Source organism: Pseudomonas panipatensis (assembly GCF_900099785.1).
Lineage (GTDB): Bacteria > Pseudomonadota > Gammaproteobacteria > Pseudomonadales > Pseudomonadaceae > Pseudomonas > Pseudomonas panipatensis.
This window is the reverse complement of sequence record NZ_FNDS01000014.1, coordinates 56181-70622: the sequence shown is the minus strand read 5'-3', so window position 1 is coordinate 70622 and position 14442 is coordinate 56181. Positions and strand designations below refer to the sequence as shown.

General features: G+C 66.5%; 11 protein-coding genes and 1 pseudogene. 5 read left to right on the top strand and 7 right to left on the bottom strand.

Features of this window, described 5'->3' with window-relative positions:
- Positions 1-83 precede the first annotated feature (83 nt).
- Complete coding sequence (locus BLQ74_RS24475) at positions 84-2339, bottom strand: TonB-dependent receptor (RefSeq protein ID WP_090267787.1); 2256 nt, start codon at positions 2337-2339, stop codon at positions 84-86.
- Between the two features lie 198 nt (positions 2340-2537).
- Here BLQ74_RS24475 and BLQ74_RS24470 point away from each other — a divergent pair, with 198 nt between their 5' ends.
- Together BLQ74_RS24470 and BLQ74_RS24465 are read left to right on the top strand one after the other, a co-directional pair.
- On the top strand, positions 2538-3218 hold the full coding sequence (locus BLQ74_RS24470; RefSeq protein WP_090267785.1) for a Fe2+-dependent dioxygenase: 681 nt from the start codon (positions 2538-2540) through the stop codon (positions 3216-3218).
- Between the two features lie 2 nt (positions 3219-3220).
- Positions 3221-4015 (top strand): annotated as a pseudogene (locus BLQ74_RS24465) (tetratricopeptide repeat protein).
- Positions 4016-4085: 70 nt separating this feature from the next.
- On the opposite strand, the gene BLQ74_RS24460 reads toward BLQ74_RS24465, so the two are convergent.
- Entirely contained in the window at positions 4086-5249 is a 1164-nt protein-coding gene (locus tag BLQ74_RS24460; RefSeq protein WP_090267782.1) for a type III PLP-dependent enzyme, read from the bottom strand.
- Positions 5250-5829: 580 nt separating this feature from the next.
- Between BLQ74_RS24460 and BLQ74_RS24455 the strand changes: the two genes are divergently transcribed.
- Together BLQ74_RS24455 and BLQ74_RS24450 are read left to right on the top strand one after the other, a co-directional pair.
- Entirely contained in the window at positions 5830-7413 is a 1584-nt protein-coding gene (locus tag BLQ74_RS24455; RefSeq protein ID WP_090267780.1) for a peptide chain release factor 3, read from the top strand.
- Positions 7414-7593: 180 nt separating this feature from the next.
- Positions 7594-8046, top strand: a complete 453-nt coding sequence (locus tag BLQ74_RS24450; protein WP_090267779.1) for an REP-associated tyrosine transposase — start codon at positions 7594-7596, stop codon at positions 8044-8046.
- A 20-nt stretch (positions 8047-8066) separates the two neighbouring features.
- Here the strand turns inward: BLQ74_RS24450 and BLQ74_RS24445 are convergent, their stop codons facing one another.
- Positions 8067-9080, bottom strand: a complete 1014-nt coding sequence (locus BLQ74_RS24445; RefSeq protein WP_090267777.1) for a M14 family metallopeptidase — start codon at positions 9078-9080, stop codon at positions 8067-8069.
- Positions 9081-9268: 188 nt separating this feature from the next.
- On the opposite strand from BLQ74_RS24445, the gene BLQ74_RS24440 reads away from it, so the two are divergent.
- Positions 9269-9859: a TetR/AcrR family transcriptional regulator gene (locus tag BLQ74_RS24440; RefSeq protein ID WP_374440192.1), complete on the top strand. Its 591-nt coding sequence runs from the start codon at positions 9269-9271 to the stop codon at positions 9857-9859.
- A gap of 6 nt (positions 9860-9865) precedes the next feature.
- Here the strand turns inward: BLQ74_RS24440 and BLQ74_RS24435 are convergent, their stop codons facing one another.
- The 4 genes from BLQ74_RS24435 to BLQ74_RS28000 form a co-directional block, all read right to left on the bottom strand.
- Positions 9866-10621 carry an ABC transporter permease gene (locus tag BLQ74_RS24435; RefSeq protein WP_090267774.1) on the bottom strand — a complete coding sequence of 252 codons (756 nt, stop codon included), beginning with the start codon at positions 10619-10621 and terminating at the stop codon, positions 9866-9868.
- Between the two features lie 11 nt (positions 10622-10632).
- Positions 10633-11343, bottom strand: coding sequence for an ABC transporter permease (locus BLQ74_RS24430; RefSeq protein WP_090267772.1), 711 nt, complete (start codon positions 11341-11343; stop codon positions 10633-10635).
- 189 nt (positions 11344-11532) lie between these two features.
- The gene (locus tag BLQ74_RS24425; RefSeq protein WP_090267771.1) at positions 11533-12321 is read right to left on the bottom strand and encodes a transporter substrate-binding domain-containing protein; all 789 of its coding nucleotides are present in this window, start codon (positions 12319-12321) and stop codon (positions 11533-11535) included.
- A gap of 65 nt (positions 12322-12386) precedes the next feature.
- Positions 12387-14387, bottom strand: a complete 2001-nt coding sequence (locus BLQ74_RS28000; protein ID WP_090267769.1) for an aminotransferase class I/II-fold pyridoxal phosphate-dependent enzyme — start codon at positions 14385-14387, stop codon at positions 12387-12389.
- Between the last annotated feature and the right edge of the window lie 55 nt (positions 14388-14442).

Sequence of the window (14442 nt, the reverse complement as noted above, 5' to 3'; positions counted from 1 at the left end):
CGACGTACCTCAGGCGCGCTGCGCCGACAGAGAAAAACCCCGCCCGCAGGAGCAACGGGCGGGGCGCGCGGGAATCCGCGCGATCAGAAGTGCAGGTTGAGCCCCAGCAGCGCGGTGCGACCGGGCGCCACATGCGCCATGTGGGTGCTGTAGATCTGGTCGAAGTAGCGCTTGTCGGTGAGGTTCTGCACGTTCAACTGCAGATCGACGTTCTTGCTCAGCTTGTAGTTGGCCATCGCGTCGTAGCGCCAATAGGACGGGATCATCACGCTGTTGGCGGTGTTGCCGTATTGCTTGTCGACGAAGGTGGTGCCGCCGCCCACGGTCAGGTCATTGACCAGTTGATAGGTCGACCAGAGGGTGAAGTTGTTCTCGGCGGTCTGCGGCATGCGGTTGCCTTCGTCGCTCTGGGTGGTGGACTTGAGGATCTCGCTGTCCAGGTAGGTGTAGCCGCCGAAGACCTTCCACTTCGGCGTCAACTGGCCGCTGAAGCCCAGTTCCACGCCCTGCACGCGCTGCTCGCCGTCGAGCACCTGGTAGCTGCTGTTGTCCGGGTCGGTGACGCGGGCATTGGTCTTGTCGGTACGGAACAGCGCGGCATTCAGCGACAGCGCCTCGTCGAAGAAGTCCCACTTGGTGCCGACTTCGTAGTTGCGGTTGCGTTCCGGGTCCAGGTTGCCGTTGGCCAGGCTGACGTCCGCCGCGCCTTCCCCGCCGGTCTCCCCGCTCGGGTTGCTGGACGTGGACCAGGCCGCGTAGATGCTGCCGTTGGGCAGCGGCTTGTAGACCAGGCCGACCTGGTAGTTCCAGAAGTGGCTGTCGTTCTCGCGGTCGAAATAGCCGGCCGGGGTGGTGCGGCCGGCGGTGGCGTAGCCGCTCGACTCGGTGTTGAAGTCGTCGTAGCGCAGCCCGAGGTTGAGGTCCCACTGCTCGCTCAGCTTCAGGGTATCGAAGACGTAGGCGGCGCGGGTCTTGGTATCGGTATCGGTGTAGGCGGCGCTGTCGCTGATGCTGCCGGTCCAGTTCGCGCTCGGCGTCGGCTTGTAGAGGCTGGTGCAATCGCCGCTGGCCAGCAGCGCGGCGTTGCAGGTGTTGCCGCTGGCGCCGGGGGTGATCACGTAGGGACGGTTGTGCACGTCCTCGTAGCTGAACTCCAGGCCGGTGACCAGGCTGTGCTGGATGAAGCCGGTATCGAAGGAGGCCTTCAGGTCGGTCTGGTTGACCCAGCCCTTGGACGTCGAATTGCGGCTCTTCGCCGAGCGGTAGACGTAGCCGTTGGCGACGTTGCCCTTGCTGTCATCGGGGTTGCTGACGATGTAGTCGAGGGTGGTGCGGACCATGCGGAAGCTGTTGGACAGCGTCAGCGCGTCATTGAGGTCATGTTCTATGTGGAAGGTGCCGCTGTCGGTGGTGCTCTGGCGGTAGTCGCGGTCGCTCAGGCCGTAGAAGTTGTCGCGGTCCACCGCCGCCGGCCGGCTCGGGTTCTGCTTGCTGCGGTTGACGTTGGTCAGCGGCAGGCCGTAGTCCGGCATGTCGTCGGTGCTGAGGTGGTAGTAGGAGAAGGTCGCGCGGGTCGGGGTATCGAAACCGAAGGTGACGGTCGGCGCCACGCCCCAGCGGCTGACATCCACGCCATCGCGACCGGCGACGTTGGCCTCATGCTTGAGCAGGTTGAGGCGGAAGGCGGCGTTGTCGCCCAGGGTGTGGTTGACGTCCAGGGTGGTGCGGCGGGTCTGGTCGGAGCCGTAGGTGAAGCTGGCGTCGTTGAAGTCGGCGAACTTGGCGGTCTTGCTGATCAGGTTCAGGCTGCCGCCGGTGGAGCCGGCGCCGGTGTAGGCCGAGCCCGGCCCCTTGCTGACTTCGACCTGCTCGATGTTGAAGACCTCGCGGGTCTGCGAGGCGACATCGCGCATGCCGTCGATGAAGGTGTCGCTCTCGGCGTTGAAACCGCGGATGAACGGGCGGTCGCCCGCCGGGTTGCCGCCCTCGCCGGCACCGAAGGTGATGCCCGGAGTGGTGCGCAAGGCATCGACCAGGCTGGTGGCGCCGGTGTCCTTGATCACCTGCTGCGGGATCACGGTGACGGTCTTCGGTGTGTCTAGCAGGGGCGCGGTGTATTTGTCCGACGCCGACTTCTCGACGTTGTAGGTGGTTTCGTCGCTCTGCGCGCCGACGACGGTATCGGCGTCCAGGGACAGCACATCCTGCGCCGGCTTCTTCTCGCCGCTGTCCGCCGCCTGGGCGAGATGGCCGCTGGAAATGGCAGTGATGGCTACGCCCACGGCGGAAGCCAGCAGACGCGGGGTGCTACCGGTGATTTCGGAAGATTGACGCGACATCGAAGAATCCCTCCCCAGGGATGAGCTGAAGGCGGCGCAATCTAGTTCAAACAAGAAGCAATATCAATTAGCACTAATTCCTAAACGCACTCGATTTACAAGATTTACATTCTCCTTCGGGAACGCCGGGACAGCCGGGCTGTACCTTGCCAATGCAAATCAATATCATCGGCATCTGGTTTTCATCGAGACCCTGCCATGCTGCTGCACATCCCTGCCCTCTTCACCCGCGAAGAAGTCACGCGCATCCGCGCCGCCCTGGAACAGGCCGAGTGGGGCGACGGCAAGGCCACCGCCGGCTACCAGTCGGCCAAGGCCAAGCACAACCTGCAGCTGGCCCAGGACCACCCGCTGGCCCGGGAAATCGCCGAGGCCATGCTGCAACGCCTGTGGCAGAACCCGTTGTTCATGTCCGCGGCGCTGCCGCACAAGGTGTTTCCGCCGCTGTTCAACTGCTACACCGGCGGCGGTTCCTTCGACTTTCACATCGACAATGCGGTGCGCGACGTGCGAGGCGGCCGCGAGCGGGTGCGCACCGATGTCTCCTCCACGCTGTTCTTCAGCGATCCGCAGGACTACGACGGCGGCGAACTGGTGATCCAGGACACCTACGGCGAGCAACGGGTCAAGCTGCCGGCCGGCGACCTGGTGCTCTACCCCGCCACCAGCCTGCACAAGGTCGAACCGGTCAGCCGCGGCGCACGCTACGCCGCCTTCTTCTGGACCCAGAGCCTGGTGCGCGAGGACAGCCAGCGCGCGCTGCTGTTCCAGATGGACCAGGCGATCCAGTCACTCACCCGCGATGTCCCCGAGCACCCGGCCCTGGTCGAACTGACCGGCAGCTACCACAATCTGCTGCGGCGCTGGGTCGAGGTCTGAACATGGCCTTCGTTCTGCGCCGCCGCGAAGAGCTGTCGGTGGAGCAACTGCGCGCCCGCCTGAACGACGATCCGCGCTAGGCCGCGCGCCTGATCCTCGAAGCGGCCCGCCAGGGCGAGGTGGAGGCCCAGGCCCTGCTCGGGCAGATCCTCCTCGACGGCCAGGGCATCAGCCGCGATCCCGCGCTGGCGCAGACCTGGTTCCGCATCGCCGCCGCGCGCGGCCACAACATGGCGCGCAACATGCTCGGGCGTTGCCTGGAGCACGGCTGGGGCTGCGCCAGCGATGCCGCTGCGGCGGCCATGGAATATGCCCGCGCCGCCGATGCCGGTCTCGACTGGGGCATGTACAACCTGGCCAACCTGCTGGCCACTGGACGCGGCGTGCCGCGCGACCCGGCGCGCGCCCTGGCGCTGTACCGGCGCGCCGCCGAACTCGGCCATGCAAAGTCGATGAACCTGGTCGGCCGCCACTACGAGGAAGGCCTGGTCGTTCCCCGCGATCTCGCCCAGGCCCACGCCTGGTATCGGCGCTCGGCCGAAGCCGGGGACTTCCGCGGTCAGTTCAGCCATGCCGCCGTGCTGGCCGAGCAGGGCCGGGTCGAGGACGCCCGCCATTGGCTGCAACGCGCCCTGGAGGGCGGTAACCTGAACTTCCTGCGGGTCGCCCGCGAGCAACTGGAGCGCTCGGCGCATCCGCCGCTGCGCCGCCTCGCCCTGGACTACTACAGGCGTGCCGCCGAACTCGGCGAGGACGCCGATCGCCAGCAACTGAGCGCCGCCCTGAGCCGCAGCTAGTCCGCCAGGTTGGCAACGCGCGAAATGAAAAAGCCCCGCGAGGCGGGGCTTTTTCGTCAGCGACGGGCGCTTATACGTAGTAGGACTTCAGCGGCGGGAAGCCGTTGAACTCCACCGCGCTGTAGCTGGTGGTGTAGGCGCCGGTGGACAGCCAGTAGAGGCGGTCGCCGGCCGCCAGGTTCAGCGGCAGGCCGTACTTGTAGTGTTCGTACATGATGTCGGCGCTGTCGCAGGTCGGACCGGCGATGACCACTTCCTCGACCTCGCCTTTCTTCTCGGTCCAGATCGGGAACTTGATGGACTCGTCCATGGTTTCGATCAGGCCGGAGAACTTGCCGACGTCGGCGTAGACCCAGCGCTCCACGGCGGTACGCGACTTGCGCGCGACCAGCACCACTTCACTGACCAGGATGCCGGCGTTGGCGATCAGCGAACGGCCCGGCTCGAGGATGATTTCCGGCAGGTCGTCGCCGAAGTCTTCCTTGAGGAAACGGATGATTTCCTCGGCATAGGTTTCCAGGTCGTTGGTCTTGGTGATGTAGTTGGCCGGGAAGCCACCACCCATGTTGATCATCTTCAGCTCGATGCCGTCTTCTTCCTTGAGGCGCTCGAAGATCACCTTGACCTTGGCGATGGCGGCGTCCCACACGGAGATGTCGCGTTGCTGCGAGCCGACGTGGAAGGAGATGCCGTAGGGCACCAGGCCCAGTTGGCGGGCGAGGATCAGCAGGTCCATGGCCATGTCGGTCTGGCAACCGAACTTGCGCGACAGCGGCCAGTCGGCCGTGGTGGAACCCTCGGTGAGGATACGCACGTAGACCTTGGCGCCCGGCGCGGCCTTGGCGATGTTGCGCAGGTCGGCCTCGGAGTCGGTGGCGAACAGGCGCACACCCTTCTCGTAGAAGTAGCGGATGTCCTTGGCTTTCTTGATGGTGTTGCCGTAGCTGATGCGCTCCGGGCCGACGCCGGTCTTCATCACCTTGTCCAGCTCATAGATGGAGGCGATGTCGAAGTTCGAGCCCTTGTCACGCAGCAGTTCAGTGATCTCGGTGGCCGGGTTGGCCTTCACTGCGTAGTACACCTTGGCGAAGGGGAAGCAGTGGGTCAGCTGGTCGTAGGCACCGGCGATGGTCTGCTTGTCGATGACGACGAAGGGGGTTTCCTGCTTGTCGGCGAACGCCTTCATGCGCTGGAAGGTTTCAGGGGCGAAATAATCCTCGACCTTGATGGACATGGTTGGGACTCCCAATGGCAAAACAAATGGATACGTAGGGGTGAAGCTGAACGTCTAATCCGTTTCCCCACTTTGGTTCGCCTACTTCCCAAGGCATGTCGCCGAGTATCACCCGCCTTCTTGTCATGGCAGTTGCCGCGGGCGCGTCACCCACGGGTCGCCTGTCGCAGGCGATCTCTCGTCGTCAGTACTTGAGCCGGATGGATCGTTTCCAGCATGGACGTTCGGGCGCGAACTTTAGGACCTGAGGCCAGTGAGTTCAATAAAAAATTGCCGCTTTCGCACAACCCTTTGTCACTTGAACGATTGACTGTTTCAGATACTCAACAAACTGCATGGAATAGCACACAGTCGCGGTTTCCAGGGCGTTTCGCTGTGCCGGGTGAGCGGCGTCATTCTTTCAAACCTTTCTGACAGACAGAGGACAGCGCCGAGGGTTCCACCGAGCCCCGGGGTGCGACGCGCGGCCTGCCGGGCGTTCGGACTGCTGGCCTGATCGCGCTGCCGTTTCGCGCTATAATCCCGCGCTTTTCCGGGCCGTCCGCCGCCCGACGTCACCGAATCCAGCAGGCACGCACCCATGACCAACCAGGCCGCCGAAGTCGCCAAGCGCCGTACCTTCGCGATCATCTCCCACCCCGACGCCGGTAAGACCACCATCACCGAGAAGCTCTTGCTGATGGGCAAGGCGATCGCCGTCGCCGGTACCGTGAAGTCGCGCAAGTCCGACCGCCACGCGACCTCCGACTGGATGGAAATGGAGAAGCAGCGCGGCATCTCCATCACCACCTCGGTGATGCAGTTCCCCTACCGCGAGCACATGATCAACCTGCTCGACACCCCCGGCCACGAAGACTTCTCCGAAGACACCTACCGCACCCTGACCGCGGTGGACTCGGCGCTGATGGTGCTCGACGGCGGCAAGGGCGTCGAACCGCGGACCATCGCCCTGATGGAAGTCTGCCGCCTGCGCGACACGCCCATCGTCAGCTTCATCAACAAACTCGACCGCGACATCCGCGACCCCATCGAGCTGCTCGACGAGATCGAGGCGGTGCTGAAGATCAAGGCCGCACCGATCACCTGGCCGATCGGCTGCTACAAGGACTTCAAGGGCGTCTACCACCTGGCCGAAGACAAGATCATCGTCTACATCCCCGGCCACGGCCACGAGCGCATCGAGACCAAGGTCATCGACAAGCTCGACAGCGATGAAGCCCGCGCCCACCTCGGCGACCTCTACGAGAACTTCCTCGAAGAGCTGGAACTGGTCCAGGGCGCCTGCCACACGTTCGACAAGGCGGCCTTCCTCAAGGGCGAAATGACCCCGGTGTTCTTCGGTACCGCGCTGGGCAACTTCGGTGTCGACCAGGTCCTCGACTGCATCGTCGACTGGGCTCCGCAGCCGCTGGCCCGCGCGACCCACGAGCGCACCGTGGAGCCGACCGAGGAGAAGTTCTCCGGCTTCGTGTTCAAGATCCAGGCGAACATGGACCCGAAACACCGCGACCGCATCGCCTTCATGCGCATCTGCTCGGGCAAGTACGAGAAGGGCATGAAGATGCGCCACGTGCGCCTGGGCAAGGACGTGAAGATCGCCGACGCGCTGACCTTCTTCTCCTCCGAGCGCGAGCAGCTCGAAGAAGCCTTCGCCGGCGACATCATCGGCCTGCACAACCACGGCACCATCCAGATCGGCGACACCTTCAGCGAAGGCGAAGCGCTGGGCTTCACCGGCATTCCGCACTTCGCCCCGGAACTGTTCCGCCGCGTGCGCCTGAAGGACCCGCTGAAGTCCAAGCAACTGCGCCAGGGCCTGCAGGAACTGGCCGAGGAAGGCGCCACCCAGGTGTTCTTCCCCGAGCGCAACAACGACATCATCCTCGGCGCGGTCGGTGTCCTGCAGTTCGACGTGGTCGCCAGCCGCCTGAAAGAGGAATACAAGGTCGAGTGCGCCTACGAGGCGATCAACGTCTGGTCGGCGCGCTGGATCGAGTGCAAGGACGAGAAGAAGCTCAAGGAGTTCAAGGACAAGGCTTTCGAGAACCTGTCCGTGGACGGCGGCGGCCACCTCACCTACCTGGCGCCGACCCGCGTCAACCTGAGCCTGATGGAAGAGCGCTGGCCGGACATCCAGTTCCGCGCCACCCGCGAACACCACTGAGTCCTGACGGCTCGCCAACGCCCTCCTCGTGAGGGCGTTTTCGTGACTGGGCAACGGGTCAAGAAAAGGCCGATATCCATAACGGGAAAACTCACTCGATAACTATCCATTTCTCCTACAAACACCTCCCCGAAGGCTGCGCCAGGATTCCTCACATCCCCTCAACAAGAGCGCACGCCCATGACGATGTCCGGACAAAACCTACAACCGCAGCCACTCGCGGAGCAGCGTCAGGTCTACCTGCTGACGACCGTCAGCGCCGATCTCGTCCCGCGCTTCCGCAACTGGACGACCGCCTGCCTGATCGCCCGGGAAATCCATCGCATGGGCCAGGAACTGGCGCTCGAATCGCTGGCCTGGGTGCTGATGCCGGACCATCTGCACTGGCTGCTGCGGCTGCCGGCGGCACGCCTGGAGCGCAGCGTGCGTCACTTCCAGGCACGCTCCGCGCGAGCCCTGATGAGCCTGCGCGCGGATCACGGGCCGGCCTGGCAACAGGGCTACCACCACCGGCGCCTGCGTGACGACGAGGATTGCCGGGGCCTCGCCCGGCGGATGATCGCCCAGCCCCTGCGCGCCGGCCTGGTGCGGCGGATCGTCGACTATCCGTTCTGGTACGCCGCCTGGCTGTAGGGACGGCCAAGGCTCAGCGCTCAAGGATCGAGCGCCCCGCCGGTCCAGGTGCTGGAGGGCGCCGAGCCGGTGAACTTGGCGGCGATCGCGCCCTGGGGAATCAGTCGGTCGCGGTAGCGGCTCAGCATCAACCCGGCCTGCGGCGCGCGCAGGATCACCTCGGAATCCGCCTCGCCGGGACGGGCGATGATCCGTGCGAAGCGCTCGCCCGCCTGCAGCCAAGCGCCCAGTTCGCGCTCGAACACCAGCACGCCGCTGACCGGGGCGAACAGGGTTTCCATGCAGCCCATGGGCACGGCCAGGCCCTGCCATTCGGCGATCGGCGGCGCCTCGGCGATCACCCCTCGGGCGCAGAGAAAAGCGTACAGGCCATCGGCATCCTGCCGCGCCAGGGCGTCGCTGACGTCACCCTGGCCACGCAATTCGACGGTGGCCGCCAGGCGCCCGGCGAAGCGCTGCTCGGCCTGCCAGGGGGCGATCACGGCCTCCTCGAAGGCGCCGTCGCCATCGCCTTCCCAGATGATCGCCAGCTCGGCGCCCAGGGCGGCGACCAGGTCGCGGCCGGCCGGCCAGAAGCCTTGGTGCAGGTAGAGGTATGGCAGCGCCTCGTCATCGGTGTGCAGATCGAGAACGATATCGGCCGACGCGGCCAGGGCGACGAGCTGCCGCTGCCAGTGTGTCAGGCTATCCGGCACGCCCCTGGCGCTGACCGCCGCCGGGAAGCCACGGTTGAAATTGCGTGCGCTGGCCTCGTGATGGCGGCCGAGGATACGCCCCTGGCGAAACTGGCCGAGGCCGAATGGATTGGCCTGCGGCACCAGGGTCACGCTGCCGCTGAGCAGGCCCCGCTCGGCGGCCCGGCGCAGGCGCGGCAGGAGTTCGTGGAGCACCAGCATGCCGGCGATCTCATCGGCATGCACACCGGCCTGCAGGTGCACCCGCGGGCCGGGCCGTCCGGCGTCGATGCGCCAGGCCGGAATGCGCAATGACGCGCCCGAATCCCCACTGACATGCAGCGATACATCCTCGATCATTGCCCTATCCTCTCTTCCCTCTGGCGTTTCCATGGAAATATTGTCGGCGGGCTCCTAGGGTCAGTACGACGCCTCGGCGCGCGCAGCGCGTCTGCCTGGCAAACCCCCGTCTCGACACCACCCAGCCCATGCCCCCACACAAGGAAGCCATCCGCGTGGACAGTCCCCAGCACAAATCCCGCCGCGCCATGCCCGAGGAGCGTCGCGAGCAGTTGGTCCGCGCCACCCTCAAGTGCCTGGTCGCCGAGGGCCACGCCGGAATCTCGGTGCGCCGCATCGCCAAGGAAGCCGGGGTCGCCGTGGGACTGGTCAATCACCACTTCGGCAGCATCGAAGCACTGGTCGCCCAGGCCTACGAGACGCTCGCCGCCGGCGTCACCCAATCGCTGCGCGAACAGGTCGCGGCGGCCGGCAGCGATCCCGCCGCGCGCCTCGACGCCTTCCTCGTCGGCTCCTTTTCCCCCGGGGTACTCGACCCCGACCTGCTCAGCCCCTGGGTGGTGTTCTGGAGCCTCATCCGCCACTCGGCGCCGGTCAACGACGCCCACGAACGCGGCTACCGCGCCTACCTGGCCCTGCTGGAAACCCTGATCAGCGACCTCGCCCGCCACGAAGGCTTCGCCATCGCCAAGCCACGCCTGGCCGCCATCGGCCTCTCGGCGATGCTCGACGGCCTCTGGCTGGAGTGGTGCCTGAACCCCACCACCTTCAGCGCCGAGGATGGCCTGGAACTCAGTCGGCGCTGGGTCGAAGGCCTGCGCCGCGGCGCCTACGCCTGATCCCGGCTAGCCACTGGCCCGTGCCTTGCGCCGCCAGAACAGCCAGGCCGCGCGGCTTCCCGGCGCGGCCGACTCGCGGCGCAGCGGCGTGCTGCGTTCGAGCAGGCCGAACAGCCCCTCGATGATGAAGGTCAGGCACACATAGATGGCCGCCACCAGCAGCAACGGCTGGTAGACCTGGAAGGTCTGCGCGCGCACCACGTTGGCCGCGCCGAGCAGATCGACCACGGCGATGGTCGACGCCAGCGCGGTGGACTTGAGCAGCATCACGCTTTCCCCGGCCAGGGTCGGCAGCAGCAGGCGGATTGCCCGTGGCAGCCAGACGCGGTAGAGCACCAGGCGCCGGTTCATGCCGAACGCCGAAGCCGCCTCCAGCTCGCCGCGCGGCACCGCCCGCAACCCGCCGCGCAGCACCTCGCCGACATAGGCGCCGACCGAGCAGATCAGCGCCAGCACGATGTACCAGTAACCGTCGCGCAGGTACGGCCAGAGGGCGCTGCCGCGAATCAGCGGGTACTGGGCGAACAGGCTGCCGAGGCCGTAATAGAAGACGTAGATCTGCACCAGCAGCGGCGTGCCGCGAAACACGCTGGTGAAGGCCAGGCTGAGCTTGGCCAGCAGCAGGTTGCGCGACATCCGCGCCAGCGCCACCAGCAAGGCCAGGGCGAAGCCGAGGAGCGCGGAGATCAGCAGTATCGACAGGGTGGTGCCGACGCCGCGCAGCAGCAGGCTGCCGTAATTGACTATCCAGTGATCGTTCATGGGCGGGGCGCTCAGACCGCCGGAATCCAGCGACGGAAACGCCGCTCGAGCCAGCCGGAAAACAGGTTGGAGAGCACCGTCAGCAGGTAGTACAGCGCCGCCGCGGTGAGGTAGAAGGTCAGGTAATGACGGGTCGAGCCGGCCGCCTGCTTGGCGGTGTAGAGCAGTTCGTTGGTGCCGACCACGCTGATCAGCGCGCTGTCCTTGATCAGGTTGACCCAGAGGTTGGCCATACCGGCCAGGGCGTTCGGCGCCATGATCGGCAGGGTCACCCGGCGGAACAGACCGACGCCGTGCATGCCGTAGGCCCGCGCCGCCTCGATCTGCCCGTAGGGGATGGCCTGGATGGCGCCGCGGAAGATTTCCGAGGCATAGGCGCCCTGCACCAGGCCGAGCACGGCGATGGCGACCATCACCCCGTTGAGCTTCAGCTCGCCGTAGCCGAGCCAGGCGAACAACTGGTTCAGGCCCATGGAGCCGACGTAGTAGAGCAGCAGGATCAGCAGCAACTCCGGCACCGCCCGGCACAGGGTGGTATAGCCGCGCGCGATCAAGGCCAGCGGTCGGGGGCCGCTGAGCTTGGCGCTGGCGGCGCCGAGACCGACCAGCAGGCCGACCAGGAAGGCGCCGACAGAAATCTGCAAGGTGACCCCGAGCCCGCGCAGCAGGGCCAGGCCCCAGCCCTGGGCACCGAAGCCGACCAGGTCCAGATAAGATTGCATGGCTATGTCCTCCAGGGACCCATCCGCGACCTGCGCGTCGGCATCCGCTCGTTGAAAACAGCGCCGGACGGTGCGTCCACGACCGGCGAGCGGCGCGTGCCGAGCGATCCTCGCCGGCGGCTGCTCCCGCTGGCGAGGCCGCGAACAGCCCGAAACGACGGCGCCGCCGCGCAGGGCGGCGGCGATCCATCACTGCTGCTTGGGCGCGACGCTGATGCCGAAGTACTGGTTCGACAGCGCCTTGTAGTCATCGCTGGCGAGCAACTGGCCGATGGCGCTGTCCAGTTTCGCCTTGAGCGCGGCGTCGTCCTTGCGCAGGCCGGCGCCGACGCCACGGCCGAACACCGGGTCGTAGGGCACCTCGCCCTTGCTGACGATGCCCGCGGCCTGGGCGTCCGGCGACTTGAGGAAGGCGCCCACGGCAATGCCGTCGGCCAGCATCAGGTCGATGCGTCCGGCCACCAGGTCGGCGTTCACCGAGTCCTGGGTGTCGTAGTAGCGCACGTTGGCGATCTTCTCGTAGTACTTCTTCAGGTATTCCGAGCTGACCGTGGAAATCTGCACGCCGATGGTCTTGCCCTTGAGGCCTTCGGGGCTGATGACCACATCGGTCGCCGCCGGCGCGGCCACCGCCACCGGGGTGTCGTAATAAGGAATGCTGAAGGCGATCTGCTTCTCGCGCTCATCGGTGATCGACAGCGAGTTGAAGATCACATCGACCTTCTTCGCCAGCAGCGCCGGGATGATGCCGTCCCAGGCCACCTCGTCGATTTCGCACTGCGCCTGCATCTGCGCGCAGAGCTTGTGGATAAGGTCCGGCTCGAAGCCGGTCCACTTGCCGTCCGGCTGTTTCACCGAGAACGGCGGATAGGGTTCCGCCGCCAGGGCGAAGTGCAGCGTTTCCGCCTGCGCACTGGCCACCCCCGCCATCAGCAATGTCGCACCCGCCAACCAACCGCAAAGACCTTTATTGTTCATGTTGATCCTCTGCTTTTTATCCGTTGTGGTTCGAGCTCATCGACGCGGCCACCGGGCGGCCCCGCTCATCGATTCTGGTGCGCGTTGACGAACTGCCGGCAGCGTTCGCTGCGTGGCCGCGCGAAGACGTCCTCGGGCGTGCCCTCCTCCTCGATCAGGCCCTTGTGCAGGAAGGCCACATGGCTGGAGACGTCACGGGCGAAGGCCATTTCGTGGGTCACCAGGATCATGGTGCGGCCCTCCTCGGCGAGGGAGCGGATCACCCGCAGCACCTCGCCGACCAGCTCGGGATCGAGGGCCGAGGTCGGTTCGTCGAACAGCATGACTTTCGGCCGCACCGCCAGGGCGCGGGCGATGGCCACGCGTTGCTGCTGGCCGCCGGAGAGGAAAGCCGGATACTCGTTGCGCTTCTCCGCCAGACCGACCCGTTCGAGCAGCGCCTCGGCGCGCTCGCGCGCTTCGGCCTTGCTCTCGCGCAGGACGTAGGTCGGCGCTTCCATGAGGTTTTCCAGCACGGTGCGGTGCGGCCACAGGTTGAAGTTCTGGAACACCATGCCCAGCCGCGAGCGAATGCGCGTGAGCTGGCGCTGGTCGGCCACCGTCGGTTCGCCGTGGCGATCCTGGATCAGTTCGATGCGCTCGCCATCCACGCTGACGCTGCCGCTGTTGGGCACTTCGAGCATGTTGATGCAGCGCAGCAGGGTGCTCTTGCCCGAGCCGCTGGCGCCGATCAGCGAGATCACCCCGCCCTCGCGGGCCTGCAGCGAAACGCCCTTGAGCACCTCGAACTGGCCGAAGCGCTTGTGCAGGTCGCGCACCTCGATGACCGGCGCCGAGATGGCCGCGGGCGCCGCGACGCTCGCCGGGGCCAAGGTGGGCGCTTTCGCCGGCGCCACGGGCAGCGCCGCGACGAACGCCAGGATGCGTTCGCAGGCCGCGGCCAGGCGCTCGTCGCCGAGAGTGAAGGACAGCCTGACGAAGCCGTCGGCCTGGGCGCCGAAAGCGGCGGCGTCGAGTACCGAAATACCCCGGGCGCGGAACAATTGCCAGGCGAAGTCCAGCGAGCCCAGCCCGCTGCCGCGCACGTCCACCAGTACGAACATCCCGGCCTCCGGCGTAAGCACCCGGAGCCGCGGGCTGCGGCCGAGGCGTTCGACCACCAGGTCGCGGCGCCGGCGATACACCTCGCGCATCGACGCAGCCACCTCGTCGTGGGCTTCGACGGCGACCCGCGCGGCTTCCTGGACGAACCCGGGCAGGCCATAGAGCATGTTCAGCGCCAGGTTCTCGATATGCGCCACCACGGCCGGCTCGGCGACGATCCAGCCGGCGCGCCAACCGGTCATGGCATGGGACTTGGACAGACTGCCCAGGCTCAGCGTGCGCGCGGCCATGCCCGGCAGGCTGGCGAAGCTCTGGTGCGGCTGCTCGAAGGTCAGGCTCTCGTAGACCTCGTCGACCACCACCCAGAGGTCATGGCGCTGCGCCAGCTCGGCGATGGCGAGCAATTCATCGCGGTTGAGCACCACGCCGGTGGGATTGTTCGGATTGGCGAAGAAAATCGCCTTGGTGCGCGGGGTGATGGCTGCGGCGAGCGCGCCGGCGTCCAGGCGGAAGCCGTCCTCGGCGCGGGTGGCCACCGGCACCAGGGTCGCCCCGGTGGCCTTCAGCGTGGCCTCGTAGGTGACGTAGACCGGATCGAAGACGATCACTTCGTCGCCGCCTTCGAGCAGGCACAGGGCGGCGGCGAACAGGCCGTTCTGCGCGCCGGCGACCACCACCACGTTTTCCGCCGCCACGGCCCGCGCGAAGCGGCGCCGGTAGAGGTCGGCGATGGCCTGGCGCAGCTCCGGCCGGCCGGCCACATCGCTGTAATGGGTATCCCCGGCTTGCAGCGAGTTCACCGCGGCCTCGGTGATGAACGCCGGGGTGGCGAAGTCCGGATCGCCGACGCTGAGGACGATCACGTCCTCGCCGGCCCGCTGGGCGGCCACCGCGGCGTAGTGAATATCCCAGGCGGCAGCGCCTGGCCCGACCATCCTGTCCACAAGCGAGGAAAAACGCATGCTGGGGGCCTCGTCCGAATGACGGAAGCCGCCGACCCGACGACAGCGTCTGCGG